This is a genomic window from Cupriavidus taiwanensis LMG 19424 (genome assembly GCF_000069785.1).
In the GTDB taxonomy this organism is placed as follows: Bacteria; Pseudomonadota; Gammaproteobacteria; order Burkholderiales; family Burkholderiaceae; genus Cupriavidus; species Cupriavidus taiwanensis.
In genome coordinates, this window is record NC_010528.1 from 665,294 (window position 1) to 690,202 (window position 24,909).

Below are 24,909 nucleotides of genomic sequence, written 5' to 3' on the forward strand. Positions count from 1 at the left end.
CTTTGGAATGGTGCACGTAATATATCACGGGGTGATATATCGGGTCGCCCTTGGTGCAGCGCATCCCGGTGATGGGGCATGCCGCACCGCACAAGGGCGCGACAGGGTGAGGCACGGCCGGATGAGGGGCCCCCGCGGCTTTACTTGTAGGTCGACAGCAGGATGCTGGTCTCGGTGGCGCTGATGCCGTCGATCAGCCGGATCCGGTCCAGCGCGCGGTCAAAGGCCTCGAGGGTGTCGGCGCGCAGCTCGGCGATGATGTCCCAGCGGCCGTTGGTGGTGTGCAGCGCCTGCACGTTGGGCTCGCCGCGCAGCGCTTGCAGCACCGTGCGGGTCTTGTTCCCCTCGACGGCGACCGTCATCCAGGCGCGAATGCGGTGCGACTCGGCTTCGGGCCGCAGGCGCACGGTATAGCCGACGATCAGCCCTTCCTGCTCCAGCTTGTCGAGGCGGTTCTGCACGGTCGCGCGCGATACGCGCAGCGCCTGTGCCAGTGCCGTTACCGGCGTGCGCGCGTTGTCGCGCAGGAGGGAAATCAGCTGCTGGTCGATGGCATCCATGGGGCGGCGCGGGGGCGATTGGCAAAACGCCAGCATAGGCTGGCACTTTGCCTAATGGTAGGCGCAAACTGGACAAGTTGCTGGCTTTTGGCTAACGCGGCCTTGCACCAGAATTGAATCAACCGATGGATTTCCGAACGGAGCCATCGCCCGCCATGCCGCCCAGGAGCCGCCGTGATCCAGACCCCGACCATCTTGCTAGTCGAGCCCACTTTCTACGACGTGTCGTACAGCATCAATCCGTGGATGGACCCGGCCGCGTGGGCGCGCGATCCGCGTGGCATGCACCGCAATGCGATGCAGTCGTTCGAGGTGCTGCGCGAGGCACTCGGCCGCGCGGGCTTTGCGGTGGAGGTGGCGCCTGGCGCGCCTGGGCTGCCCGACATGGTGTTTCCGGCCAATGCCGCCGTCGTGCTGGACGGCCGCGCGTTGCTGGCGCGCTTCCGTTATCCCCAGCGCCGCGGCGAGGAAGCGCCGTTTGCCGACATCTTCGGCAAGCTGCGCGAGCGGGGGCTGCTCGATGAGGTCGCGCTGCTGCCGGAAGGGTGCTACCAGGAAGGCGCCGGCGATTGCATCTGGGACGCGGCGCGCGGCCATTTCTGGGCGGGCTTTGGCCCACGTTCGTCGCACGAGGCGGCGCTGGCGGTATCGCGCTATTTCGGCAAGGACGTGGTGGCACTGGAGCTGGCCACCGAGCAGAGCTACCACCTCGATGTGTGCTTCTGCCCGCTGTCGGGCGGCGAGGTGCTGTACTACCCGCCCGCCTTCAGCGAAGCGGCGCTGCGCGAACTGCGCGCGCGCGTGCCGGCGCGGCTGCGCATCGAGGCCAGCGCCGACGACCTGCGCCATTTCAGCGTCAATGCCGTCAACCTGGACGACCAGGTGGTGATGACCCGCACCACGCCGCACCTGCGCACGGAGCTGCGGCGGCGCGGCTACCAGCTGCACGAGGTCGACCTGTCGCCGTTCATGCTGTCCGGCGGGGGCGCCTATTGCATGACCCTGCGGCTGGACCGCAGCAGCGGCGGCGGCTTCGCCGCGGCGGCCGCGTGAACGCAGGCTCGGCATGAACAGCCAGGGAGAGCGGGTCATGAAGAACACCGTCCGGACATTGTTCCTCGACGCGGCCGATGTCGCCAGGCTGGTGGCCGCGATCGGCCCGCAGGCCGCCATCGTCGACCTGGCCGCGCAGGTGCGCCAGGCATTTGCGCGCTGGGCCGATTTCGACAAGTCCGCGCGGCTGGCCAGCCATTCCGCGCGCGGCGTGATCGAGCTGATGCCGGTCAGCGACGGCAGCCAGTATGCGTTCAAGTACGTCAACGGCCATCCGCGCAATGCGCAGCACGGCATGCCCACCGTGATGGCATGCGGCCTGCTGGCCGAGGTGGAGACCGGCTTTCCGCTGATGCTGGCGGACCTGACGCTGGCCACCGCGCTGCGCACCGCGGCCACCTCGGCGCTGGCGGCGCGCGCCATGGCGCGGCCCGGCGCGGCCACCATGGCGCTGATCGGCAATGGCGCGCAGGCGGAATTCCAGGTGCTGGCTTTCCAGGCGATGCTGGGCGTGCGCGAGATCGCGGCCTATGACATCGACCCCGCCGCTACCGCGCGGCTGAGGCGCAACCTGGCCGCCGTGCCCGGCCTTGCCATCCGGCGCGCCGATTCGATCGAGGCCGCGCTGGCCGGCGCGGACATCGTCTCGACCGTCACCGCCGACAAGACCCGCGCCACCATCCTGACGCCAGACATGGTGCGGCCCGGCATGCATCTGAACGCGGTCGGCGGCGACTGCCCCGGCAAGACCGAGCTGCATGCCGATATCCTGCGCCGCGCGCGCATCGTGGTGGAGTACGAACCGCAGACCCGCATCGAGGGCGAGATCCAGCAGTTGCCCGCCGACGCGCCCGTGACCGAGCTGTGGCAGGTGCTGGCCGGCCACGCGCCCGGCCGCGCCGCGGCGGACGAGGTGACCGTGTTTGATTCGGTGGGGTTTGCGCTGGAAGACTATGCCGCGCTGCGCTGGCTCTACGCCGCGGCGCAGGCGCACCGCGCCGGCACCGCGGTGGAACTGGTGGCGATGCCGCCCGACCCGCGCAACCTGTACGGCTGGATGCTGGCGCAGGCGGACGGCAGCGATGCCGGACGGGCAGTGCCGCGGCCGGCGGCCGTGGCCTGAAGCGTCAGGCGGCGCGGCCCATCATCAGCTGCGCCCGCAGGAAGCCCTTGACCTCTTCGAGCGAGGGCGTCTTCAGGAACACCATGATGCCCCAGTGCTGCAGGGCATCCGCCACGCCGTCATAGGCCTGGCGGTTGGTGATGACCGCGAAGATCACATGCTGGCTGGCAAAGAAGTTCTGCAGCTTCTCGACGGTGGCCGACTCGGCGTCGTTGAGCTCGTCGACGTAGTAGAGCACCACGCGCGGATGCTCGCTGACGGAAGTAATGACGGTGTCGAGCACATCGTCGACCACCACGCTCTTGAGCGGCAGGCCCCATTTGGCAAGCTGGCTGTGGATGCGCTGTGCCTCCTGGTGGTTGGGATGGAACACCACCAGGTCCAGCCCGTGCGGCGATGCCGCTTCGGGCCCGATGCGCGTCGCCAGCAGGCGATGCACGGTTTCCTTGTGGATGCGCCGATGGCCGCCGTTGGTCTTCCAGGCCCCCAGTTCGCCGCGCTCGACCATCTTCTGGACGGTGCCCAGTGAGACGTTGAGCAGTTTTGCCGCTGTCCGCGTGCTGTAGTAAGGCTTTTCAGCCAGTGCCGGATCAAGTTTCATCCCATCACCCGTAGTCCATAGGCAGTCGCGCCGTCATGGCGCACGCGGCCCCTGGCACTGGCGCCGCGCGTTTGTCACTGCCAACAGTTGACTGACCCTGTGTGCCCGGCCCGCTCCCCCGCTGGCCAGGCTGCTTTTTGTGGTTGTTTTGATCTTTTGTGCATTTCCAGCAAGCCCAGCGCGATCCCAATGTATTGGATGCCCCGATGCTGGATTTGCTGGAAGCTAATAATATGCCGCAAACGACAAAGTATCTGTAAGAAAAAACATAAATCTGCGGGGCTTTTGTTTCTTAACGCACATTGAGTGCATTGTGATGACAACAGGTTGTCAGTGCAGACCTGCCAGCTTCGCCATGGTTCCCAATGACTGCAATGTCTGCAGCGCCTGCTGAATTCAGCGGGCGCTTCACAGATTAACGGTTCCGTTTATCGGTACCGCTGCAAACCGCGTTGCCGTCTGTTTCACAATCCGTACTTGCGCACCTTGTCGAACAGCGTGGTCTTGGCCACGCCCAGCGCTTCGCTGGCGCGGCTGAGGTTGCCGTCGTGGCGGCGCATGGCGTCGGCGATCAGCGCGCGCTCGAACTGCTCGACGGCCTGCGCGAGGGGCATCGCCTCGGGTGCGGTGACGCCCTGGCCGGGGTTGCAGCCGAGGCCCAGCACATGGCGCTCGGCGAGGTTGCGCAGCTCGCGCACATTGCCCGGCCACGGGTAGGCCACCAGCGCCGACAGTTCCGCCGGCGTGGCCGGCACCGCGTCGCGCTCGAAGCGCAACGCAGCCTGCGCGACGAAATGTTCAAACAATGCCGGCACGTCCTCGCGCCGTTCGCGCAGCGGCGGCAGTTCCAGCGTGATGACGTTGAGGCGGTAGTACAGGTCGGCGCGGAACTGGCCGGCATCGGACAGCGCGCGCAGGTCGGCCTTGGTGGCGGCCACCACGCGGGTGTTCACCGGCACCGGCTGGTTCGATCCCAGGCGTTCCACCACGCGCTCCTGCAGCACGCGCAGCAGCTTGATCTGCAGCGGCATCGGCATGCTCTCGATCTCGTCGAGAAACAGCGTGCCGCCTTCGGCATGCTCGATCTTGCCGATGCGGCGGCGCGCGGCGCCGGTGAAAGAGCCGGCCTCATGACCGAAAATCTCGCTTTCGAACAGCTGCTCGGGCAGGCCGCCGCAGTTGATCGCGACAAAGTTGCGCGCTTGGCGCTGGCTGGCCTCATGCAGGCAGCGCGCGACCAGCTCCTTGCCGGTACCGGTCTCGCCGTGGATCAGCACGTTGGCGTCGGTGCCGGCGAGGTCGGCGATCAGGCGGCGCAGCCGCTCGACCGCGGGAGAGTGGCCGATCAGCCGGGTTTCCAGTTTTTCGCGCCCGGCCAGACGTTCTCGCAGTTCTGATACTTCCAGCGCGAGCCGGCGCTGCTCGAGCGCGCGGCGGGTGGCATCGACCAGCTGCTCGGGCGAGAACGGCTTTTCGAGGAAGTCGTAGGCGCCTTGCTTCATCGCCTGCACCGCCAGCCCCACGTCGCCGTGGCCGGTGATCATGATCACCGGCAGCGCGGGATCGCGCGCCCGCAATTGCGCCAGCAGCGCCATGCCGTCCTGCCCGGGCAGGCGGATGTCGCTGACCACCACGCCGGCGTAGCCCGGACCGGCCTCGCGCAGCGCCGCCTCGGCGCTGCCCACGCCGCGCGTGGCAATGCCCTCCAGGCGCAGCGCCTGCTCGCAGCCCAGGCGCACGTCGGCATCGTCTTCGACGACCAGTACGGTCAGATCAGCCGGCATGTTCGACATCCTGTGGATTGGGCTCCAGCGCCAGCGGCAGCACCAGCGTGAAACAGGCGCCGCCATCGGGATGGTTGGTTGCGGACAGGCTGCCCCCGTTCTCGTTGAGGATGCCGGCCGACAGCGTCAGCCCCAGCCCGAGCCCTTGCCCGGCGGGCTTGGTGGTGAAGAACGGTTCGAACAGCCGCGCGAAGGCCTCTTCGGACAGGCCGGCGCCGTTGTCGCGTACGGTCAGGTGAACCATGCCCCCGGCCACATGCGCGTGCAGCGCGATGCGCGGGTCGGGCTTGCCGGCGACCGCGTCGAGCGCGTTGCCGAGCAGGTTGACCAGCACCTGTTCCAGCCGGTTGGGGTCGCACACCACCGCCAGCGCCGGATCGACATCGCGCTGCAGCGCCGGCTGCACGGCGTCGACGCGGGTCTGCAGCAGGAACAGCGCGTTGTCCACCGCCTCGGCCAGCTTCGCCTGGCGCCTGCCGTTGGCGGGCTTGCGCGCGAACGACTTGAGCGCGCCGGTGATGCGGCCCATGCGTTCGACCAGGCCGATGATGGTGTCGAGGTTGGCGCGCACCGTGGCGTAGTCGCCGCGCTCGAGGAATTTGCCGGTATTGCCGGAGATGGTACGCAGCGCCGCCAGCGGCTGGTTCAGCTCATGGGCGATGCCGGTCGACATCTGCCCGACCGCGGCCAGCTTGCCGGCCTGCAGCAGTCCGTCCTGGGCCTGGCGCAGCACGGTCTCGGCGCGGATGCGTTCGGCGATCTCGGTCTGCAGTCGCTGGTTAGAGGCCGACAGGTCGGCGGTGCGTTCGGCCACCTTGCGTTCGAGTTCGCTGTTGGCCGCCTCCAGCGCCGCGCGTGCCGCCAGCCGTTCGTTGATGATGCGCCGGCGCACGTTCCAGGCGGCGCCCAGCAGCAGCACGAAGGCGGTCAGCACGCCGGCCAGCGCCGCCGTGTTGAGCGCGGCCACGCGCGCCTGAGAGGTATTGGTCAGCAGCGTCAGCTGCCAGTCGGTGCCTGGCAGCGCGGCATGCTGGGCCAGCATGGGCGGGCCGCGGCGCAGGCGTACCAGTTCGTCGCTGCTGCTGCCATTGCCGTTGTCGAGCTTGCGCACCGGGGCCAGCGGCAGTTGCGGCAGCGGGGCCCGGTTGTATTGCAGGCTGCGCGCCAGGCGCTCGCGCACCTCGGCCGACAGCGGGCGCAGCGCGGCCAGCTTCCACGACGGGTCCGAGGCCAGGATCACCACGCCGTTCTCGTCGGTCAGCAGCATCTGGCTGTCGGCGCCCTGCCAGCGGTTTTCCAGCGGCTCCAGTCCGATCTTGACCACCGCCACGCCGACGGGGTTGTCGCGTTCGCCCAGCGGCGCCGACAGGTAGTAGCCGGATTCGCTGCGCGTGGTGCCGACCCCGTAGAAGCGGCCCAGCTGGCCCTCCATCGCCGAGCGGAAATAGGGGCGGAAGCTGAGGTCTTCGCCGAAGTAGCTGTCCGGGCGCTGCCAGTTGCTGGTGGCCAGCACCTTGCCGTGCGCATCCAGCACATAGATCACGCGCGTGCCGGCGCGGGTGTTGAGGGCGCTCAGGTATTCGTTGGCGCGCGCGGTGCGCGCGGCGTCGTCGGGCCGCAGCAGCAGCGCGGCGATGCGCTCGTCCAGCGACAGCAGCCCGGGCACGTAGTCGTAATGGGCCAGCTCGCTTTCCAGCGCCTGCGTGTACAGCCGCAGCTGCACCTGGCCGCGTTCGGCCTGGCGCGCCAGCGCGGTGTCGTAGGTGTAGCGGTAGCCGAGCGCGCCCGCCAACCCCACCAGCACGGCCAGCGCCAGCAGCGCCAGCAGCGGCGCGGCGCCGCGCAGGCCGTAGGGCAGGCGCGAGCCGTTGGCCGCGGCATGAGCGGCGGGGCTGGCGGCGGTGGCGCGGGGGGTATCGCCGGAAGGGTGGAGCGGGCCGGTCATCAGGTGTTGGGCGAGGCAGGTGGCAAAGCCGCCGCGCCGGCAATGGCTGGAGCCGGGCGCGGGAGCCTACTTTTACCACACCAACGGGGGGTACCGGCCGCCAGAATGCAAAAAGGCCCGGTTGCCTGTTCGGCAACCGGGCCCTGGCGCGCCTGGCGGACAGTGTTACTTGGCCGCGAGGACCTGGGCAGGTGCCAGGCCGGTGGTGGTATCCGCGGCGGGTTCATCCTCCCCGGACGTTACCGGCGCGCCGATGGCGCCTTCGCTTTTGGCGACGACGGCGGTGGCAATCGCATTGCCAAGCACATTGGTCACGGTGCGACCCATGTCGAGTACGTGGTCGATGCCCAGCACCAGCAGGATGCCGGCCTCCGGCAGGCCGAACATCGGCAGCACGGCGGCGACCACCACCAGCGAGGCGCGCGGCACGCCGGCGATGCCCTTGCTGGTGACCAGCAGCACCAGCAGCATGGTGATCTGCTGGGTCAGCGACAGCTGGATGCCATACACCTGCGCCACGAACAGCGCGGCAAACGAGGTGTACATGATCGAGCCGTCCAGGTTGAACGAGTAGCCCAGCGGCAGCACGAAGTTGGTGATGCGCTCCTTGACGCCGAAGCGGGTCAGCTGGTCGATCACCTTAGGGTAGGCCGATTCACTGCTGGCGGTGGCGAAGCCGATCATCAGCGGCGCGCGCATCAGCCTGAGCAGGCGGAACACGTCGCGGCCGAGGAAGCAGTAGCCGCCGGCGATCAGCGCCACCCACAGCAGCGCCAGCGCCAGGTACAGGCTGCCCAGCAGCTTGGCGTAGACCACCAGCACGCCCAGCCCCTGCGCGGTGATCACGGCCGAGATCGCGCCGAACACGCCCACCGGGGCGAACGCCATCACGTAGTTGGTGACCTTCAGCATCACGTCGGCCAGGCCTTCGATGCCTTGCAGCACCGGCTTGCCGACGCCGTCCTTGACGGTGCCCAGCGCAAAGCCGAAGAACAGCGAGAACACCACGATCTGCAGGATCTCGTTGTGCGCCATTGCCTCGACGAAGCTCTTGGGGAACACGTGCGCGATGAAGTCGCGCAGGTTCAGCGCCCCGGTCTTCAGGTTCGAGGTGGCGTCGGCCGCGGGCAGCGCCAGGTTCATGCCGTGGCCGGGCTGCAGCAGGTTGGCCATCACCAGGCCGAGCAGCAGCGAGGTGACCGAGGCGCCGATAAACCACATCATCGCCTTCATGCCGATGCGGCCGACGGCGCGGCCGTCGCCCATGCTGGCGATGCCGGCCACCAGCGTGGCGAACACCAGCGGGCCGATAATCATCTTGATCATCCGCAGGAAGATGTCGGTCAGGATGGACAGGTGGTCGGCAATCGATTTGGCGGTGGCGGCATCCGGCGCCAGGTTGTGCGCGGCGGTGCCGGCCAGCACGCCTAGCAGCATCGCAATGAAGATCAGGGTGGGCAGTCGATTCAGTTTCATCGTGGATCAGGCCTGTGCGCCCGTTCCCGGGAAGGGACGGGCGACTGTGTATTGCAGGAAGGCTGGGCGACGTCGGGGCGCCGGGCCGGCCGTGTCAGGGTTCAGCGCGGCAGCAGGTGCCGGGGGTGCGCCGGGATGGCGACGGGGGTGGGCAAGGCGGGGTCGGTCATGGGTGTGTCCTCCTTTGTTTTTCGGCATCGGCCGGGACGCTGGGGGCGTGCCGGCGTACCTGTCGGGCGCTGTGAGCGGCGGCCTATATTGCACGCGCCGTGCCAGCGCAAAGGTCTCGCCGCAGCACTGCAAGCCATTGAATACAAAGGGGAAAATAATGTGATGCCGGCGCCTGGTTCGGAAAACCGGATCTGCTGGCGAAGGCGCCGTTCGGGAATCCGAACGGCGTTCTAGGTGTTAACCCGAGGGTTTTGGGGTGCGGAGAGGGGTGGGATTGCTGCCGGTTTGCTTCCCTTTCCCGAAGCGCGGGAGGGGACCGCAAGGAGGACGGGCGGGTCGACGGCCGATGTCGGTGGGTTGGAATCCGCCGGTGGCGGGATGTCAGCCGCCCACCAGCCGATAGCCCAGGCGCGCCGCCACCCGCGCGCCACAGCCGTCGCGGTCGTACAGCGGGTTGAACTCGGCAATGTCCGCCACACGCAGCTTGCCGCTGTCGCGCAGCAGCGTGGCGATGGCCTCGACCACCGCCAGCGGTACGCCGTACGCGGCCGGGGCCGAGACGCCGGGCATCACCGCGGCGGGCAGCACGTCGAGGTCGATGCTCAGGTAGACGTGGTCGGCATCGGCGACCCAGCGCTCCAGCTCGGCCAGGCGCGCGTCGAGGTGGCGCTCCTGCAGTTCGGTGTCCTCGACATGGCGCACGCCCAGCGCGTGCGCGCGCGCAAACAGCGCGGCGGTATTGGCGAGCCGGCTGACGCCCAGGCAGGCGTAGTCGAACGGCAGTCCGCGCTGGCGGCAGTCGGCGGCGATCTGGTCGAACGGCGTGCCGGAGCTGCCGGGGCGGCTGGCGCGCAGGTCGAAGTGCGCGTCGAGGTTGACGATCAGCACGCGGCCGCGGTCGCCGCGCGCGTCCAGGTGCATGCGCAGGCCCTGCCACGTGCCCCAGGCCACTTCGTGCCCGCCGCCCAGCACCAGCGGCCAGGCGCCGACCGCCAGTTCGGCGGCGACGGCTTGCCCGAGCCGCTGCTGAGCGTGCTCCAGCGCATCGCCTTCGCAGTGGACGTCGCCGCCGTCGATCAGGCGGCCGATGCCGTGCGCCGGCACGCCGGCCAGCGCGCGGCGGATCTCGCGCGGGCCGCCGGCGGCGCCGGGCCGGCCCTGGTTGCGCACCACGCCGGCGTCGCAGCAGAAGCCGAGCAGCACCGGCACGCCGGGCGTGCGCGGCGTGTCGGGACCGGCGACGATATCGAACAGGCGACGGGTGTCGCCGGCCTCGCCGGTATCGCGGCGGCCGCGCCAGACCGTATCGGGGCCGGTGGCGGCCGTCGCCTCCGTCACCGGCGCGAACTCTGCCAGGTCGCTCATTTCAGCCGGCGTCCCAGCGTTTCGGGCACCATCAGCAGGCCGAGCAGCGACACCAGGCCGCAGCCGATCACGTACAGCGCCGGGGCGTTGGCGTTGCCGGTGGCCTGGATCAACTGGGTCGAGAAGTACTGGGCAAAGCCGCCGAAGATGGCGATGGCGACGCAGTAGGCGATCGACAGGCCGGTGGCGCGCAGGCGCTTGGGCAGCACCTCGCTGACCAGCACCATCGATGCCGGCGCGGTCATCGACATCGGCACCGACAGGCAGGCCACCACCACCAGCAGCCGCGCCAGCGAAGGCTCGGCATTGATCAGTACGAAGGCCGGATAGACCATCGCCAGCAGCGCCACCCGCGACCACAGCACCACGGGCTTGCGGCCGACGCGGTCGGCCAGCCAGCCGGCGAACGGCGACAGCGCCACCTGCACCGCCGCGGCGACGCAGCCCGCCCAGATGCCGAGCGACAGCGGCATCTTCAGCACGCTCACGGCGTAGTTGCTGAGGTAGTAGACCACGATGTAAGTGGAAGAGGCCAGGCCGATCATCAGCAGGATGCTGGCAAAGACTTCGCGCGCATGGCGGCGCAGCAGCGGCCATTGCTCGGCGTGTTCGGCGTGATGGGCGGGGGTGGCGGTCTCTTCCAGGCGGCGGCGGATCAGCAGGCCGACCGGGATCACCAGGATGCCGATCAGGAAGGCCAGGCGCCAGCCCCACGATTCCAGTTCGGCCGGTGCCAGCACGTTGCTCAGCACCAGGCCGGTAACGGCGCCCAGCAGCGCGGCCAGGCCCTGGCTGAACGGCTGCCAGGCGGTATAGAAGCCACGCGTGCGGTCGTCGGCGTATTCCAGCAGCAGCGCGGTGGAGGCGCCCATCTCGCCGCCGATGGCGAAGCCCTGCACCAGCCGCGCGATCACCACCATGACCGGGGCGAGGATGCCGATCTGCGCGTACGGCGGCGTGACCACGAAGATCAGCGAGCTCAGGCCCATCAGCCACAGCGTCAGCGCCACCGCCGGCTTGCGGCCGGCGCGGTCGGCGTACATGCCGATCAGCAGGCCGCCCAGCGGACGCATCAGGAAGCCGACGCCGAAGGTGGCGAACGACATCAGCAGCTGGCCGGTGGGGTTGTCGACGGGGAAGTACAGGCGGCCGATCAGCGTGGCAAAGAAGCTGTAGACGACGAAATCGTAGAACTCGAGGCCGTTGCCGATGGTGATGGCGGCAATCGCGCGCGTGCGCGACAGGGCGGCGGTGTGAGCACCGGCCTGGGCGCCGGCGGCACCATCGTAGGCGGGCGCGGTGATATCGGGTGGCATGCGGTTGTCTCCCAGTGGGGCTTGGTGTAATCGGTTTGTTTTCTCCCTCTCCCACGCAAGTGGGAGAGGGGCCGGGGGAGAGGGCCGGCGTTTCCACAGAGGACAGCGTATCGCCATTGCGAGCGTCCGCCCTCTCCCCCGCCCCTCTCCCGCAAGCGGGAGAGGGGAGAAAACATCAGGTTCGTGAGCTTTGGTCAGTCGCGCAGCATCGGCAGGTCCAGCCCCTGCTCTCGAGCGCAGTCGACGGCGATCTGGTAGCCGGCGTCGGCATGGCGCATCACGCCGGTGGCGGGGTCGTTGTGCAGCACGCGGGCGATGCGCGCGGCGGCTTCATCGGTGCCGTCGCACACGATGACCACGCCGGAATGCTGCGAGAAGCCCATGCCCACGCCGCCGCCGTGGTGCAGCGAGACCCAGGTGGCGCCGCTGGCGGTGTTCAGCAGCGCGTTCAGCAGCGGCCAGTCGGACACGGCGTCCGAGCCGTCCTGCATGGCCTCGGTCTCGCGGTTGGGGCTGGCGACCGAGCCCGAGTCCAGGTGGTCGCGGCCGATCACGATCGGCGCCGACAGCTCGCCGCTGCGGACCATTTCGTTGAACGCCAGGCCCAGCCTGGCGCGCAGGCCCAGGCCAACCCAGCAGATCCGCGCCGGCAGGCCCTGGAAGCTGATGCGCTCGCGCGCCATGTCGAGCCAGCGGTGCAGGTGCGCGTCATCGGGGATCAGTTCCTTGACCTTGGCGTCGGTCTTGTAGATGTCCTGCGGATCGCCCGACAGCGCGGCCCAGCGGAACGGGCCGATGCCGCGGCAGAACAGCGGGCGGATATAGGCGGGCACGAAGCCGGGGAAGTCGAAAGCGTTCGCCACGCCTTCTTCCTTGGCCATCTGGCGGATATTGTTGCCGTAGTCGAAGGTCGGCACGCCCTGCTTCTGGAAGTCCAGCATGGCGCGCACATGCGCGGCCATCGAGGCCTTGGCGGCCTTCACCACCACGGCCGGCTCGCGCTGCGCGCGCTCGCGGTATTCGTCCCAGCTCCAGCCAGCGGGCAGGTAGCCATTGAGCGGGTCGTGCGCGCTGGTCTGGTCGGTGACCATGTCCGGGCGCACGCCGCGGCGCACCAGTTCGGGCAGCACTTCGGCGGCATTGGCGCACAGCGCGATCGAGATCGCCTTGCCTTGCGAGGTGTAGCGGTCGATGCGGGCCAGCGCGTCATCCAGGTCGGTGGCCTGCTCGTCGACGTAGCGGGTCTTGAGGCGGAAATCGATGCGGCTCTGCTGGCATTCGATATTGAGCGAGCACGCGCCGGCCAGCGTCGCGGCCAGCGGCTGCGCGCCGCCCATGCCGCCCAGGCCCGCGGTCAGCACCCAGCGGCCCTTCAGGTCGCCGTTGTAGTGCTGGCGGCCGGCTTCGACAAAAGTTTCATACGTGCCCTGCACGATGCCCTGGCTGCCGATGTAGATCCAGCTGCCGGCGGTCATCTGGCCGTACATGGCCAGGCCCTTGGCATCGAGCTCGTTGAAGTGTTCCCAGTTGGCCCAGTGAGGCACCAGGTTGGAGTTGGCGATCAGCACGCGCGGCGCGTCGCGATGGGTGCGGAACACGCCGACCGGCTTGCCCGATTGCACCAGCAGGGTCTGGTCGTCCTCCAGGCGGGTCAGGGCGTCGACGATGCGGTCATAGCATTCCCAGTTGCGCGCGGCGCGGCCGATGCCGCCGTAGACCACCAGTTCCTTCGGGTTCTCCGCCACCTCGGGATCGAGGTTGTTCATCAGCATGCGCAGCGGCGCTTCGGTCAGCCAGCTTTTGGCCGTCAGCGTGGTGCCGCGCGGGGCGCGGATTTCGGTGTCGCGGAAACGGGTGGAATGGGTGGGGGTCTGGGTCACGGGATACTCCTTCGGTCTTGCGGGTCTGGAACGCGCGCTTTGGGTCAACGCATAGGCATGTATATTCCTGTATATACAAGTGCGTATGAATCGGGGTAATCCCGTAGGATGGGTCGGCGTGATGCGCCGCTTTCCTTACTTATTCGGAAAAGGTTCCGATGGCGGCACCTGGCCTAGGACGTGAACCGGCCTTCCAGCCGATGCAGCGAACCCGGATGCACCAGCCGCACCGACGTCACCACGCGGCCCGCGGACCAGGTGCGGCGGCGGATCAGCAGGCACGGCTCGCCGCGCGCGATGGCCAGCAGTTCGCACTCTTCCGGCAGCGCCAGCACGGCCTCGACCACGTGCTCGCCCTCGGTCAGCGGGGCGATGCGCGACAGGTACTGGTATGGGGTTTCGCTGCTGAAGTCCTGCGCCAGGTAGTCCGGCGCGACTACGGCGTTGACATAGCGGTCTTCCAGCTGGATGGCGACGTCGTCCTCGTAGTGGACGATCACCGAGTGGAATACGCGCGCGTCCAGTGCGACTTCCAGTGCCGCGGCCTGCGCCGGCCCGGCGCGCTCGGCTTCCAGGCTGACCACGCGGGCGCGATGGCGGTGTCCGCGCGCGGCGATGTCGTCGGCGATATTGTTGACCGCGTACAGCGCGGTGCGCCGCTTGGGTTCCGCAACGAAGGTGCCGACGCCCTGCAGCCGCACCAGCATGCCCTCGGCGGTCAGCTCGCGCAGCGCGCGGTGCACCGTCATGCGGCTGACGCCTAGCGCCTCGACCAGCTCGGTCTCGGACGGCACGCGGTGATGGGGCGGCCAGCTGCCGTCAGCAATCCGGCTGCTGATGTGCTGCTTGACGCGCGCGTACAGCGGCGCCGGCATCGGGTCGGACACGAGCGACAACGGGTTCCCCTTGGATTCGGCCAGGCGGCCATGTGACAGGCGCCGAATGTATCACGGTCGTATCGTGGACAGGCAGGCTACGAGGCCTGCGCATTGCGCTGCGCGCAGCCGGCCAGGAACACGTCCAGCGCCACCGGCCGCCCGATCGCATAACCCTGCGCGTAATCCACGCCGATCGCGCGCAGCGCATCGAGGGTGCGTTCGTCCTCCACCCATTCCGCCACCGTGCGCACGCCCAGCCGGTGCCCGATGTCGTTGATCGAGCTGACGATCTCGCGGTCCACGGCGTTGTCGGCCAGTTGCCGGATAAAGCTGCCGTCGATCTTCAGGAAGTCCACCGGAAACTGCTTCAGGTAGGCAAACGACGACAGGCCCGAGCCGAAGTCGTCCAGCGACACCGTGCACCCGGCGCGCCGCATTTCCGCCACCAGGCGGTTGGCTGCCGCCATGTTGTTGATCAGCGCGGTTTCGGTGATCTCCAGCCGGATGCGATGGGCGGGCAGGGCGCTGGCTTCGAGCTCGGCATGCAGGAACGGCAGCAGGAAGGGCTCGCCCAGCGAGTTGGCCGACAGGTTGATCGACACCGACAGCCCCGGCACCGCGCGCAGCCGCTCGCCGTAGCCGCGCAGCACGTTGCGGATGACCCAGCGGTCGACATGGCCCATCAGGTCGTAGCGCTCGGCAGCGGGAATGAAAGCGCCGGGCAGGATCAGCTCGCCGTGCTCGTCGACCATGCGCACCAGGATCTCGATATGGCGGTGGCCGCTGCCGTCTTCGTTCTGTTCCGGCTGCAGCGCGCGGATCTCCTGCGCGAACAGGCGGAAGCGGTTGGCTTCCAGCGCCGAGTGGATGCCGGCGGCCACTTCCAGCTCGCGGTGGTGGCGGCGCGCGTCGCTCTCGTCGCGGCGGTACACCGAGACCCGGCTGCGGCCCGCGGCCTTGGCCGCATAGCAGGCCACGTCGGCGCGGCTCATCAGTTCGCTGACCGGCGGCACGTCCAGGTCGATGGCGGCGATGCCGATGCTGGCGCCGACGTCGTACACGCGCCCTTCCCACGGGAAGCGGCGCCCGCGGATGGCGTCGATCACGCCCTGGCAGACCTGCTCGGCCTGGTCGACGGTGCAGTCCTTGAGCAGCAGCGCGAACTCGTCGCCGCCCAGCCGCGCCAGCACGTCGTCGGGGCGCACATGGTTGCGGATCAGGTAGCCCAGCTCGCGCAGCAGCACGTCGCCGGCGCCGTGGCCGGCGGTGTCGTTGACGATCTTGAAGCGGTCCAGGTCGATAAAGCACAGCGCCGCGCGGTGGCCGTGCAAGCGCGCCGCGTCGCACGACTCGCGCAGGCGCTTCTCGAACCAGGTGCGGTTGGGCAGGCCGGTCAGCGCGTCATGCATGGCCGAGCGCGCCAGCTCGCGCTGCAGCGCGCGCGCGGCGGTGATGTCCTGGAACACCAGCACCGCGCCCAGCACCTCGCCGCGCGCGGTCAGCACCGGCGCGGCGGAGTCCTGCACGTCGTGGCGCTCGCCGGTCAGGCTCTGCAGTACGGCGCCTTCCTGCAGGTAGGCCGGCGTGAGCGTGCGCAGGCAGGCCTCGACCGGGCTCGGGATGGGCTCGCCGGTGCTTTCGTCGACGATGCGGAAGACCCGTTCCAGCGGCAGGCCCGTGGCGGCGGCCATGGTCCATCCGGTCAGCTGTTCCGCGATCGGGTTCATGAAGGTCACGTGCATGGTGGCGTCGGTGCAGATCACTGCATCGCCGATCGAGCGCAGCGTGATATGCAGGCGCTCCTTCTCCTCGAACAGCGCCTCGGTCAGCCGGCGCTGCTCGGTGGTGTCCCAGTTGGTGCCGACCAGTGCCTGGGCGGTGCCGTCGGCGCCGCGGGTCGCCATCGCCATGGCGCGCACGTGGCGCACCTCGCCGCCGGGGCGCACGATGCGGTATTCGGTGTCGAACGGCGCGTCGCCGCGGATGGCCAGGCGCATCTCGCCGCGCACGCGGCTGACATCGTCAGGATGCAGCAGCGCGATCCATTGCTCCGGCAGCGGCGCGCCGGCGGCGGGATCGGTGCCGTGCAACGCATGCATGCGCGCATCCCAGGTGATGCCGGCGCCGGCGAGGTCCCACTCCCAGATGCCCACGCCGCCCGCCTCCACCGCCAGCTGGATGCGCCGCGACAACCGTTCCAGCTCTTGCTGGGCCAGCTTGCGCGCGTGGATGTCCTCTACCTGCGTAATAAAGTGCTGCGGCTCGCCGGTCTGCTCGTCGCGCACCAGCGAGACCGCCAGCAGCACCCACCGATAGTGGCCGTCCTTGTGGCGGTAGCGCTTTTCCAGGCGATAGGCCTCCACCTTGCCGGACAACAGGTTGGCGACCTGGCGCAGGTCGCCGGTGAGGTCGTCGGGATGGGTCAGCTGCTGGTAGCTCAGCTCGCGCAGTTCGGCCGCGCTGTAGCCGAGCAGCTCGGTCATGGCACGGTTGACGGTCTGCCAGCGGCCGTCCATGTCGACCAGCGCCATGCCGATCGCCGAATGCTCCATGGCCTGGCGGAAGCGCTTGTCGCTGCTGCGCAGGCTGGCGCGGCCGTGCCGGTTCTGCTCGGTCAGGTAGGCGATGCAGACCGGCAGCACCATGATGACGGCCGCCGACAGCGGCACCGCTTCATGGCGGTGCGACAGCAGCATCAGTGCCTGCAGGCACAGCGTGGCCACCAGCGCCAGCAGCGCGGTGGCGAAGGGATTGCCGGCCAGCGCCAGCAGCACCAGCGGCAGCGACATCGCGGCGAACGGGTCGTGCCCCTGCCATTGCGCCAGGGCCCCGATGGCCAGGCTCAGCGCCAGCGCGCCTGCCTGCGGCGCCAGCATCGGCCGCGCGACGGCGGCGCGCACCCGCACCGCCGTCGTCGACAGCATCATCGGCAGCAGCAGCGCCATGCCCAGCGCGCTGGCCTGCCACCACGTCCACCACACCGGCGCGAAGCGGCTGCCCTGAACCGCGGCGATGGCAGCCGCGCCCGCCGTGGCGCCGACCATCGGCGCCAGGATGCCCCCGACCGCCAGCATCACCGCGAATTCGGCCAGCGGCCCGTGGCGTCCGGTAAAGCCATGCCGGTCCAGCAGGCGCAACAGCAGCAGCGCGGACAACATCTCCGCCAGGTTGGCACCGGTCAGCATCAGCGCGGTGCCGATGCTGTCGCCGGCGCCGTGGTTGGCCAGCACGCTGGCCACCAGCATGCCGGCCAGCAGCCACGGCCCCTCCGCGCGCGGCCGCTGCAGCAGCAGGCCCAGCCCGAACGCATTGGGCAGCCACACCGAGGCCACGGTGCCGGGCAACCGCGCCAGCCACAGCGCCGCCGCGGCCAGCACGAAGTAGCAGGCGCCCGCCAGCAGCAAGGGCAGCCATCGGCGCGGCGCGGCGGAAGGGGCTGGAGCGGCCGGGTGGATCGGCGGAGCCGTGTCGGGCGTCATGGACGAGAACGAGGCAAAGGCGGTGCGATGCGGTGGGAAGGAGGCGGCGTGACCGGCGCGCCCCGGTGGCATGCCCCCGGACGCCCGGACAGACTGCCGCCCAGCGTAGGGGCAATGTAGCGAGGATAAGCGCATGGCCATCGGCAGGACAGGGGGCAGGTTGGGGGTTACTTGCCGCTGGTGCTGGGGGCGATTTTTTGGTAGGGCGGCAAGCGCCGGGGTCCGCGCCGATAACCTCCCCGGTAATCGCGCCGCCGCGCCCCCGCGCCGATCATGCAGCCATGGCCTGACGCCAGGCCCTGAGTGCTTGTCTACCCAACCCAAGGAGAACGCCATGTCCGCTGCCACCCAGTCCCCGCAGGTCGCACACGCCGCCACGCTTGCCGACCGCTACCTCGCCGCCTGGAACGAGACCGATGCCGCGCGCCGGCGCGAGCTGATCGCGGCGGCGTGGACGGAAACGGCGTGCTATGTGGATCCGCTGATGCGGGGCGACGGCCATGCCGGCATCGACGCGATGATCGCCGCGGTGCAGGCGAAGTTTCCCGGTTTCCGCTTCACCCGCGTCAGCCCGGTCGATGCGCACGGGGAACACCTGCGCTTTTCCTGGGAACTGGGCCCCGCCGGCGAAGCCGCGCTGGTGGTCGGCACCGACTTTGCCACGGTGTCGGCCGATGGCCGGCTGGCACGCATGACCGGATTCATCGACCGGGCGCCGGCCGGGCTGGCCTGAGCGCCGCAGGCGCTGCGCTATGTTGCCTTTCCCACCGACAGCCCCCGGGGCACTGGCCGCAAGCTGCGGCATCCAGTGCGGCGGACAGGGGAAGGCAAATGGCGCGGATTCTGCGGATGGCGGCATGGGGGCTTGCGGGCACGGCCGTGGTCGCCGCCGCGGCGGCGTACGGCGCGGCATGGGTGGGCGAGCGCAAGGCGCAGCGTGTGGTCGAGGTCCAGGTTGCGCCCGTCGTCATCCGCGAGGACCCCGCGTCCATCGCCCACGGCAAGTACCTGTATGAATCCCGCGGCTGCATGGAGTGCCATGGCGCCGGCGGGGGCGGCAAGCAGGTGATCGACGACCCCGGCGGCCTGCGCGTGCGCGCGCCGGACCTGACGCGCGCCAATCCGGACATCGCCGCCTACCAGCCGGTGGACTGGGTGCGCAGCATCCGCCATGGCGTGGCGCCCTCGCTGCGCCCGCTGCTGATCATGCCCAGCGAAGACTACAACCGGCTGAGCGACGAGGACCTCGGCGCGCTGGTCGGCTATTTGCGCAGCCTGCCCGCGGCGATGGGCGCGCCTGCCGAAATCACCATGCCGTGGCTGGTGCGTGCGCTGTATGGCGTGGGAGTGGTGCAGGACGCGGCGTCCAAGATCGACCATAGCCTGCCGGCGCAGGCCGCGCTGGTGCCCGAGCCGACGCCGCGTTATGGCGCCTATGTGGCCAATGTCTGCCTGGGATGCCACGGGCCGGCGTTCCGTGGCGGCAAGATTCCCGGGGCGCCGCCGGACTGGCCCGCGGCCGCTGACCTGCGCCCCGTGCCCGGCGGCGCGATGGCCCGCTACGCCGAGCCGGCCGCGTTCATCGAGATGATGCGCAGCGGCAAGCGGCCCGACGGCACCGCGCTCAGCCGCGTGATGCCGTTCGATTCTTTCGGGCGCATGAACGATACCGAGCTGACGGCCCTGTACCTGTTCCTGGCGGGCTTGCCGCCATCCTAGCCACGTGCCAGCCGTCGGCCCGCCGCAATGCCCGGCAGTTCGACCCAGCGGTGCAGCAGCCAGGCCAGCACCAGTGCCAGGCCCGCATCGATGGCAAAGCGCAGCAGCTGCATGGCGGTCTGGTCCGGTCGCAGCTCGGGCATCACGCGCTTGACCGCTTCGATCACGGTGGGGTGGGTCAGGTAGAGGGCATAGGACAGTTCGCCCAGCCCGATCAGCGCGCGCGGCACGCGCAGCATGCCGGTGTGTTCGGCCGCGACCACGCCCGCCACCAGCAGCGCGGCGGGCAAGCCGCGTCCCGCCAGGCTGAAATCGGGCCCGACCAGCGGCAGCGACAGCACGAAGGCCGTGCCGCCGATCACCAGCAGCGCCAGCGCCAATGGTGGCGTCAGCAACTGACGCCAGCGCGCGTACGCCCACGCCAGTGCGCAGCCCAGCAGGAACTCGAGCACCAGCGGATTGCTGACCATGGCCAGCCACGGCGCCGCGAACGCGTAGCCCTGTGCGGGATCGGCCGACAGCGTGCCGAAGCGCCACCACGGCAGCACCAGCGTGAACACAGCGAACACCGCCAGCACCACCAGCAACGCGCGCCGGCCCGCCAGCAGCAGCCCGAGCGCGAACACCGCGTAGAACGCCAGCTCGTAGTTGAGCGACCAGCCCACGTACAGCGCCGGATAGCCGTAATAGGGCGCATGTCCGGTGGAGGTGGGCAGGAATGCCAGCGACGCGGCGAAGATCGCCGGCGTGACCGGGTTGAGCAGCAACGCATGGATGGCCGACATGGTCCAGTACGGCGGCGCCAGCCGGCACAGGCGCCGGATCATGAAGCTGAGCGGGCGTTCCGGCCGGGGCCGGGCCAGCACCGCGACCCAGGCGATGATGAAGCCGCTGATGACGAAGAACACATCCACGCCGACATGGCCGCGCTTGATCACGTTGTGGGTCAGCCAGTTCAGCACCGGCGCGTTGGCGCCTCCCAGCGTGAGCCCGGAGTGGTAGATCACCACCAGCGCGGCGGCCAGTCCGCGCAAGGCCTGGATGCCGTCGAGCCGCGCTATCGAAGGCGATGGCGCGGCGCGCGCGCGCACTGCTGGCGAGACGGCGGTGCCGGGCGTGGCCGCGTTCGGGGCCGGGGCGGTACCGGCTGCGGATAACGGATTTTCTGGAATAGTCGAGGGCACTGTTTCAGTGGCAGGAACCGGATCCCGCCGGATCGCAGGGGCAATCCATGAGGGACAGCCGTTCGTTGCACAAAGTTCGTGCAACCGGCGCTGACGGCACGTGAGTGCGCACAGCGCCCGGCAAGGTGCCGGAAATTGCACTATCCTCACTTGTCCGTTGCGCCAGGCTGCGGCGCAAAGGCAATGACCAGCGGGCAACGTACCCAAGGAGTGTCCCCCAAATGACCACCCTCTCCATCAACGTCAACGGCAAGACCCGTGAAGTCGACGTGGATCCATCCACGCCGCTGCTGTGGGCACTGCGCGACAACCTGGCAATGACCGGCACCAAGTTCGGCTGCGGCATGGCCGCGTGCGGTGCCTGCACCGTGCACGTCAACGGCCAGGCCACGCGCAGCTGCGTGACGCCGGCCTCCGCGGTCGCCGGTGCCCGCGTCACCACCATCGAAGGCATCGGCACCGACCGCGTCGGGCGCGCCGTGATGGACGCCTGGCTCAAGCACGATGTCGCGCAGTGCGGCTACTGCCAGAACGGCCAGGTGATGAGCGCCGTCGGCCTGCTGCGCAGCAAGCCGCGGCCCACCGATGCCGACATCGACCAGGCCATGGCCGGCAACCTGTGCCGCTGCGGCACGTACCAGCGCATCCGCGCGGCGATCAAAGACGCCGCCCGCGCGCTGGCCTGAGCGGGGAGGGAACCGATATGCGTATCCGAGGCATCGAAGCCCTGGCCGGCGGCCAGGCAGGCAACAGCGGCGAAGCACATGCCGACGCCGGCGTGGCGACGCTGGACCGCCGCAGTTTCTTGAAGCTGACCGGCCTGGCCGGCGGCGGGCTGGCGCTGGGCATGGCACCGCTGGCGCAGGCGCAGGAAGGCGCCAGGCCCAAGCCGCCGCCGGCGGCGCCGCAGGCGTTTTTGATCATCGCGCCGGACAACACCGTCACCGTGGCGGTGAACCGGCTGGAATTCGGCCAGGGGGTGCACACCGCGCTGCCGATGGCGCTGGCCGAGGAGCTGGATGCCGACTGGCGCAACGTGCGCGCGACGCTGGCCCCGGCGGGCGATCCGTACAAGGACCCCGGCTTCGGCATGCAGATGACCGGCGGCTCCACCGCGCTGAACCACTCGTTCCAGCAGTACCGCGAACTCGGCGCGCGCGCGCGTGCGATGCTGGTTGCCGCCGCGGCGCAGCGCTGGAAGGTCGATCCGGCCAGTTGCAAGGTCGAGCAGGGCGTGATCACGTCCGGCAGCCAGCGCGCCACCTTCGGCGAGCTGGCGCCGGCGGCGATGGAGCTGCCGGTGCCGCAGCAGGTCACGCTGAAGGATCCGGCGCAGTTCCGCATCATCGGCAAGCCCACGCCGCGGCTCGATGCGCGCGGCAAGATGGAGGCGACCACGCCATTCGGCATCGACACTCAGCTCAAGGACATGGTGGTGGCGGTGGTGGCGCGCCCGCCGCGCTTTGGCGGCAAGGTCAAGAGCTTCAGCGCCGACAAGGCGCGTGCGGTGCCGGGCGTGCTCGGTGTGCTGCAGGTGCCGGTCGACCGCGGCGGCAGCGGCGTGGCCGTGATCGCCAGCGGCTATTGGCCCGCCAAGATGGGCCGCGACGCGCTAGAGGTCCAGTGGGAAGACGCCGGTTCCCGGGTATCGTCGCAGGTCCTGTTCGAGGAATACGCGAAGCTGGCGGGCCAGCCCGGCACCGTCGCGCGCGCGGGGGAAGGCGATATCGCCGCGGCGATCCAGCGCGCGCCGCGCAAGATCGAAGCGGACTTCCGCTTCCCGTACCTGGCGCACGCGCCGATGGAGCCGCTGAACTGCACGCTGCAGCCCGAAGTGGCCGGCGGCAAGGTGCAAGCGGTCAAGGTCTGGGTGGGCTCGCAGTTCCAGACCGTCGACCAGGCCGCGGTGGCGCGCACGCTGGGACTGTCGCCGGACAAGGTGGTGCTCAATACCATGATGGCCGGCGGCGGCTTCGGCCGGCGCGCGGTGCCCACTTCCGACTACATCGTCGAAGCGGCCAACGTGCTCAAGGCCTGGGTCGGCGCGGGACACACCGAGCCGCTCAAGGTGGTGTGGAGCCGCGAGGACGATATCCGCGGCGGCTACTACCGCCCGCTGCACCTGCACCGCGCCCGCATCGGCCTGGACGCGCAGGGCAAGGTGGTGGGCTGGCAGCACACCATCGTCGGCCAGTCGATCCTGAAGGGCACGCCGTTCGAGCCCTTCATGGTCAAGAACGGCGTCGACGCCACCATGACCGAGGGCATTGTCGAGAACGACTATGACCTGCCGCTGCAGATGTCGGTGCACCACCCGCAGGTGGACGTGCCGGTGCTGTGGTGGCGCTCGGTCGGCAATACGCACACCGCCTTCGTCAAGGAAACGCTGGCCGACGAGATGGCCGCCGCCGCGAAGCAGGACCCGGTGGCGTTCCGCCTGGCGCGGCTCGACGAGAAGAAGCATGCACGCCACCGCGCCGCGCTGCAGCTCGCCGTGGACAAGTCCGGCTATGGCAAGCGCAAGCTGCCCAAGGGCCATGCCTGGGGCGTGGCGGTGCATGAGTCGTTCAGCACCGTGGTGGCCTATGTGGTCGATGTCTCGCTGGTGAAGGGCGAGGCGCGCGTGCACCGCGTGACCGCCGGCGTGCATGCCAACCGCGTGGTCAATCCGATGTCGGCCGAAGCCCAGATCCAGGGGGCGTGCGTGTTCGGGCTGGCCATGACCAAGCCCGGGTTTGCCATCGAGATCGAGAACGGCGCGGTGAAGAACAGCAACTTCCCCGACTATCCGCCGCCGCGTATCACCGATGCGCCGGTGGTGGACGTGTTCTTCGTGCCGTCGCAGGAGAACCCCACCGGGCTGGGTGAACCCGGCGTGCCGCCGATCGCGCCCGCGGTAGCCAATGCGTTGTTCACGCTGACCGGCAAGCGCCAGCGGCAATTGCCGTTTGTGATGGCCTGAGCGCGGCCGGGCCACCGGGCGGATACGCGCGGGCACCGCGCGTCCGCCCGGGAGGCTGGCCGGCGTGCTGTTGTAATCGCGCCAGTGTGCGCCGGGCCGTGGCAGCACCCTATTGCCTTTGCGGGACGAGCCGCGTAGAACGGGAAAAACCGCGCGCGCCCGGCTGCGCGGCAAGAGTGACCCCCGCATCGCCCCCGACGCCCCTGTATCCTCGGCCCGGGTGCCGTGCCCGGAGACCGAGGTGTGATCATGGAGACCCAGGAAAGTACCCTGACGCTGGCGCTGATGACCGAACCCGCGCGCGTCCGCATCTGCCGCGCGCTGCTGGAAGCCGGCGAAGCCGGGCTGCCGGCCACTGACCTGGCGCAGCTGGCGCGACTGAGCCTGGGGCGTGCCGGCCATGTGTTCTCGGAGCTGGTTCAGGCCGACGTGCTGGCGCTGTCGATCCAGGAGCGGCGGGTCTGCTATGTGCTGAAGGCGCGGCGTGCCGTGATCGAAGCGCTGGGCTATATCGACGCCAGCGGCCTGGCCGACTGAGTGCCGCACGAACGGGCCCCGCGGGGCCCGTTTGCATTGGCGCGGCGGCGCATGCCTTGCGGCGCACCGTGCCGCTGCTGCGTCACTGCTTCGGCGCAGCCATTTCCTGCCGAGCCGCGGCATCCGCTGCCTTGTTCTCGACCTTGCGCTCCTGCTTTGCAGCGCCGACTTCGTCCTTGTACTCGCCCTTGGCGGCCTTCTTCTTCGCCTTGTATTCGGCGGCGGCCTCGCGGCGTGCCTCGCGCCGCTCGACCAGCGGGTCCTTGGGCGGCTGGATCTGGGTCACGCCGGGTGCGGCGGCCTGTCCGCCTGCCGGGCTGGCCGAGGTTGCTGGCATGGCGGGCGTCGCGGGTGTTGCGGACATGCCCTGCGCGGCAGGGGTTGCCGGCGTCGCGGGCGTTGCGGGCGTGGCGGTGGTCTGTGCGATGGCCGCGGCACAGCCGAGGCCTGCCAGGCCTGCTGCAATCACGCTGGCGATTCGGGTATGGCGAGCGGGTTGTTTCGGATCCATGGAATACCTCCAGGGTTAGGGTCGGAAGCGCCGGCCCGGGACCGTTCCGGCGACGTATGCCGCACACGCCTGCCTGGCAGGCCATGCGGCGACAAGGCCAGTCTAGGCAGCAGGTGGGCCTGGCGCTGTCGGGCATGCGCCGATGCGAGGCCGGAATTGTTCCTACAAGCGCGGCGGCAGGCTGGCCGCCCTGTTGGCGTGGCGGGCGGGCAGGGCGACCTGGGCCGGGCGCGGCATACCCGTTCAAGATTCTTTAATTCGGCCTCAATAAGATTCACTTCTGCGGTGGCGGCACTTCCGCCACCATGGCCCACACGAAGCGTGACGCCCCGGTCCGCCAGCCTGGACCAGCTGGCATTGACGCC

19 protein-coding genes are annotated in these 24,909 nt (G+C 69.5%); 7 read left to right on the plus strand and 12 right to left on the minus strand.

The window, feature by feature from the left end; genetic code table 11:
• Positions 1-140: 140 nt before the first annotated feature.
• The gene (locus RALTA_RS03135) at positions 141-560 is read right to left on the minus strand and encodes an Lrp/AsnC family transcriptional regulator (RefSeq protein WP_012351966.1); all 420 of its coding nucleotides are present in this window, start codon (positions 558-560) and stop codon (positions 141-143) included.
• 174 nt (positions 561-734) lie between these two features.
• Between RALTA_RS03135 and RALTA_RS03140 the strand changes: the two genes are divergently transcribed.
• Both RALTA_RS03140 and RALTA_RS03145 read left to right on the plus strand, forming a co-directional pair.
• The gene (locus tag RALTA_RS03140; protein WP_012351967.1) at positions 735-1,613 is read left to right on the plus strand and encodes a dimethylarginine dimethylaminohydrolase family protein; all 879 of its coding nucleotides are present in this window, start codon (positions 735-737) and stop codon (positions 1,611-1,613) included.
• A gap of 37 nt (positions 1,614-1,650) precedes the next feature.
• The gene (locus RALTA_RS03145; protein ID WP_025582827.1) at positions 1,651-2,736 is read left to right on the plus strand and encodes an ornithine cyclodeaminase; all 1,086 of its coding nucleotides are present in this window, start codon (positions 1,651-1,653) and stop codon (positions 2,734-2,736) included.
• Between the two features lie 4 nt (positions 2,737-2,740).
• Here RALTA_RS03145 and RALTA_RS03150 read toward each other — a convergent pair whose 3' ends face one another.
• The 9 genes from RALTA_RS03150 to RALTA_RS03190 form a co-directional block, all read right to left on the minus strand.
• On the minus strand, positions 2,741-3,337 hold the full coding sequence (locus RALTA_RS03150; RefSeq protein WP_012351969.1) for a helix-turn-helix domain-containing protein: 597 nt from the start codon (positions 3,335-3,337) through the stop codon (positions 2,741-2,743).
• A 464-nt stretch (positions 3,338-3,801) separates the two neighbouring features.
• Positions 3,802-5,121, minus strand: a complete 1,320-nt coding sequence (locus tag RALTA_RS03155; protein WP_012351970.1) for a sigma-54-dependent transcriptional regulator — start codon at positions 5,119-5,121, stop codon at positions 3,802-3,804.
• A complete protein-coding gene (locus RALTA_RS03160; RefSeq protein WP_012351971.1) occupies positions 5,111-7,066 on the minus strand; it encodes a sensor histidine kinase in 1,956 nt (651 codons plus the stop codon). The genes RALTA_RS03155 and RALTA_RS03160 overlap by 11 nt, the downstream gene beginning before the upstream one ends.
• Positions 7,067-7,231: 165 nt before the next feature.
• Entirely contained in the window at positions 7,232-8,542 is a 1,311-nt protein-coding gene (locus RALTA_RS03165) for a dicarboxylate/amino acid:cation symporter (RefSeq protein ID WP_012351972.1), read from the minus strand.
• Positions 8,543-9,094: 552 nt separating this feature from the next.
• Complete coding sequence (hutG, locus tag RALTA_RS03170) at positions 9,095-10,078, minus strand: formimidoylglutamase (protein ID WP_012351973.1); 984 nt, start codon at positions 10,076-10,078, stop codon at positions 9,095-9,097.
• Complete coding sequence (locus RALTA_RS03175; RefSeq protein ID WP_012351974.1) at positions 10,075-11,394, minus strand: MFS transporter; 1,320 nt, start codon at positions 11,392-11,394, stop codon at positions 10,075-10,077. The genes hutG and RALTA_RS03175 overlap by 4 nt, the downstream gene beginning before the upstream one ends.
• 194 nt (positions 11,395-11,588) lie before the next feature.
• Complete coding sequence (gene hutU, locus RALTA_RS03180) at positions 11,589-13,274, minus strand: urocanate hydratase (RefSeq protein WP_012351975.1); 1,686 nt, start codon at positions 13,272-13,274, stop codon at positions 11,589-11,591.
• Between the two features lie 173 nt (positions 13,275-13,447).
• Positions 13,448-14,149 carry a histidine utilization repressor gene (gene hutC / locus RALTA_RS03185; protein ID WP_050976433.1) on the minus strand — a complete coding sequence of 234 codons (702 nt, stop codon included), beginning with the start codon at positions 14,147-14,149 and terminating at the stop codon, positions 13,448-13,450.
• 98 nt (positions 14,150-14,247) lie between these two features.
• A complete protein-coding gene (locus RALTA_RS03190; RefSeq protein ID WP_012351977.1) occupies positions 14,248-17,631 on the minus strand; it encodes a diguanylate cyclase in 3,384 nt (1,127 codons plus the stop codon).
• A 334-nt stretch (positions 17,632-17,965) separates the two neighbouring features.
• On the opposite strand from RALTA_RS03190, the gene RALTA_RS03195 reads away from it, so the two are divergent.
• A complete protein-coding gene (locus tag RALTA_RS03195; RefSeq protein ID WP_012351978.1) occupies positions 17,966-18,364 on the plus strand; it encodes a nuclear transport factor 2 family protein in 399 nt (132 codons plus the stop codon).
• Positions 18,365-18,462: 98 nt separating this feature from the next.
• Complete coding sequence (locus RALTA_RS03200; RefSeq protein WP_012351979.1) at positions 18,463-19,350, plus strand: c-type cytochrome; 888 nt, start codon at positions 18,463-18,465, stop codon at positions 19,348-19,350.
• Here RALTA_RS03200 and RALTA_RS03205 read toward each other — a convergent pair.
• The gene (locus tag RALTA_RS03205) at positions 19,347-20,441 is read right to left on the minus strand and encodes an acyltransferase family protein (RefSeq protein ID WP_012351980.1); all 1,095 of its coding nucleotides are present in this window, start codon (positions 20,439-20,441) and stop codon (positions 19,347-19,349) included. The genes RALTA_RS03200 and RALTA_RS03205 overlap by 4 nt on opposite strands.
• 314 nt (positions 20,442-20,755) lie before the next feature.
• Between RALTA_RS03205 and RALTA_RS03210 the strand changes: the two genes are divergently transcribed.
• The 3 genes from RALTA_RS03210 (at position 20,756) to RALTA_RS03220 (ending at position 24,033) form a co-directional block, all read left to right on the plus strand.
• The gene (locus RALTA_RS03210) at positions 20,756-21,220 is read left to right on the plus strand and encodes a (2Fe-2S)-binding protein (protein WP_012351981.1); all 465 of its coding nucleotides are present in this window, start codon (positions 20,756-20,758) and stop codon (positions 21,218-21,220) included.
• Between the two features lie 17 nt (positions 21,221-21,237).
• Complete coding sequence (locus tag RALTA_RS03215) at positions 21,238-23,496, plus strand: xanthine dehydrogenase family protein molybdopterin-binding subunit (RefSeq protein ID WP_012351982.1); 2,259 nt, start codon at positions 21,238-21,240, stop codon at positions 23,494-23,496.
• A 249-nt stretch (positions 23,497-23,745) separates the two neighbouring features.
• Positions 23,746-24,033: a helix-turn-helix domain-containing protein gene (locus tag RALTA_RS03220; protein ID WP_012351983.1), complete on the plus strand. Its 288-nt coding sequence runs from the start codon at positions 23,746-23,748 to the stop codon at positions 24,031-24,033.
• 82 nt (positions 24,034-24,115) lie between these two features.
• Here the strand turns inward: RALTA_RS03220 and RALTA_RS03225 are convergent, their stop codons facing one another.
• The gene (locus tag RALTA_RS03225; protein ID WP_012351984.1) at positions 24,116-24,544 is read right to left on the minus strand and encodes a hypothetical protein; all 429 of its coding nucleotides are present in this window, start codon (positions 24,542-24,544) and stop codon (positions 24,116-24,118) included.
• Positions 24,545-24,909: the final 365 nt, after the last annotated feature.

Excerpts from the sequence above, each read along its gene's own strand:
- hutC (WP_050976433.1), bottom strand. The coding sequence starts at position 14,149 with ATGCCGGCGCCGCTGTACGCGCGCGTCAAGCAGCACATCAGCAGCCGG.
- RALTA_RS03175 (WP_012351974.1), bottom strand. The coding sequence starts at position 11,394 with ATGCCACCCGATATCACCGCGCCCGCCTACGATGGTGCCGCCGGCGCC.
- RALTA_RS03200 (WP_012351979.1), top strand. The coding sequence starts at position 18,463 with ATGGCGCGGATTCTGCGGATGGCGGCATGGGGGCTTGCGGGCACGGCC.
- RALTA_RS03145 (WP_025582827.1), top strand. The coding sequence starts at position 1,651 with ATGAAGAACACCGTCCGGACATTGTTCCTCGACGCGGCCGATGTCGCC.
- RALTA_RS03225 (WP_012351984.1), bottom strand. The coding sequence starts at position 24,544 with ATGGATCCGAAACAACCCGCTCGCCATACCCGAATCGCCAGCGTGATT.
- RALTA_RS03215 (WP_012351982.1), top strand. The coding sequence starts at position 21,238 with ATGCGTATCCGAGGCATCGAAGCCCTGGCCGGCGGCCAGGCAGGCAAC.
- RALTA_RS03155 (WP_012351970.1), bottom strand. The coding sequence starts at position 5,121 with ATGCCGGCTGATCTGACCGTACTGGTCGTCGAAGACGATGCCGACGTG.
- RALTA_RS03190 (WP_012351977.1), bottom strand. The coding sequence starts at position 17,631 with ATGACGCCCGACACGGCTCCGCCGATCCACCCGGCCGCTCCAGCCCCT.
- RALTA_RS03220 (WP_012351983.1), top strand. The coding sequence starts at position 23,746 with ATGGAGACCCAGGAAAGTACCCTGACGCTGGCGCTGATGACCGAACCC.
- RALTA_RS03165 (WP_012351972.1), bottom strand. The coding sequence starts at position 8,542 with ATGAAACTGAATCGACTGCCCACCCTGATCTTCATTGCGATGCTGCTA.
- hutG (WP_012351973.1), bottom strand. The coding sequence starts at position 10,078 with ATGAGCGACCTGGCAGAGTTCGCGCCGGTGACGGAGGCGACGGCCGCC.
- RALTA_RS03135 (WP_012351966.1), bottom strand. The coding sequence starts at position 560 with ATGGATGCCATCGACCAGCAGCTGATTTCCCTCCTGCGCGACAACGCG.
- RALTA_RS03210 (WP_012351981.1), top strand. The coding sequence starts at position 20,756 with ATGACCACCCTCTCCATCAACGTCAACGGCAAGACCCGTGAAGTCGAC.
- RALTA_RS03150 (WP_012351969.1), bottom strand. The coding sequence starts at position 3,337 with ATGAAACTTGATCCGGCACTGGCTGAAAAGCCTTACTACAGCACGCGG.
- RALTA_RS03160 (WP_012351971.1), bottom strand. The coding sequence starts at position 7,066 with ATGACCGGCCCGCTCCACCCTTCCGGCGATACCCCCCGCGCCACCGCC.
- RALTA_RS03195 (WP_012351978.1), top strand. The coding sequence starts at position 17,966 with ATGTCCGCTGCCACCCAGTCCCCGCAGGTCGCACACGCCGCCACGCTT.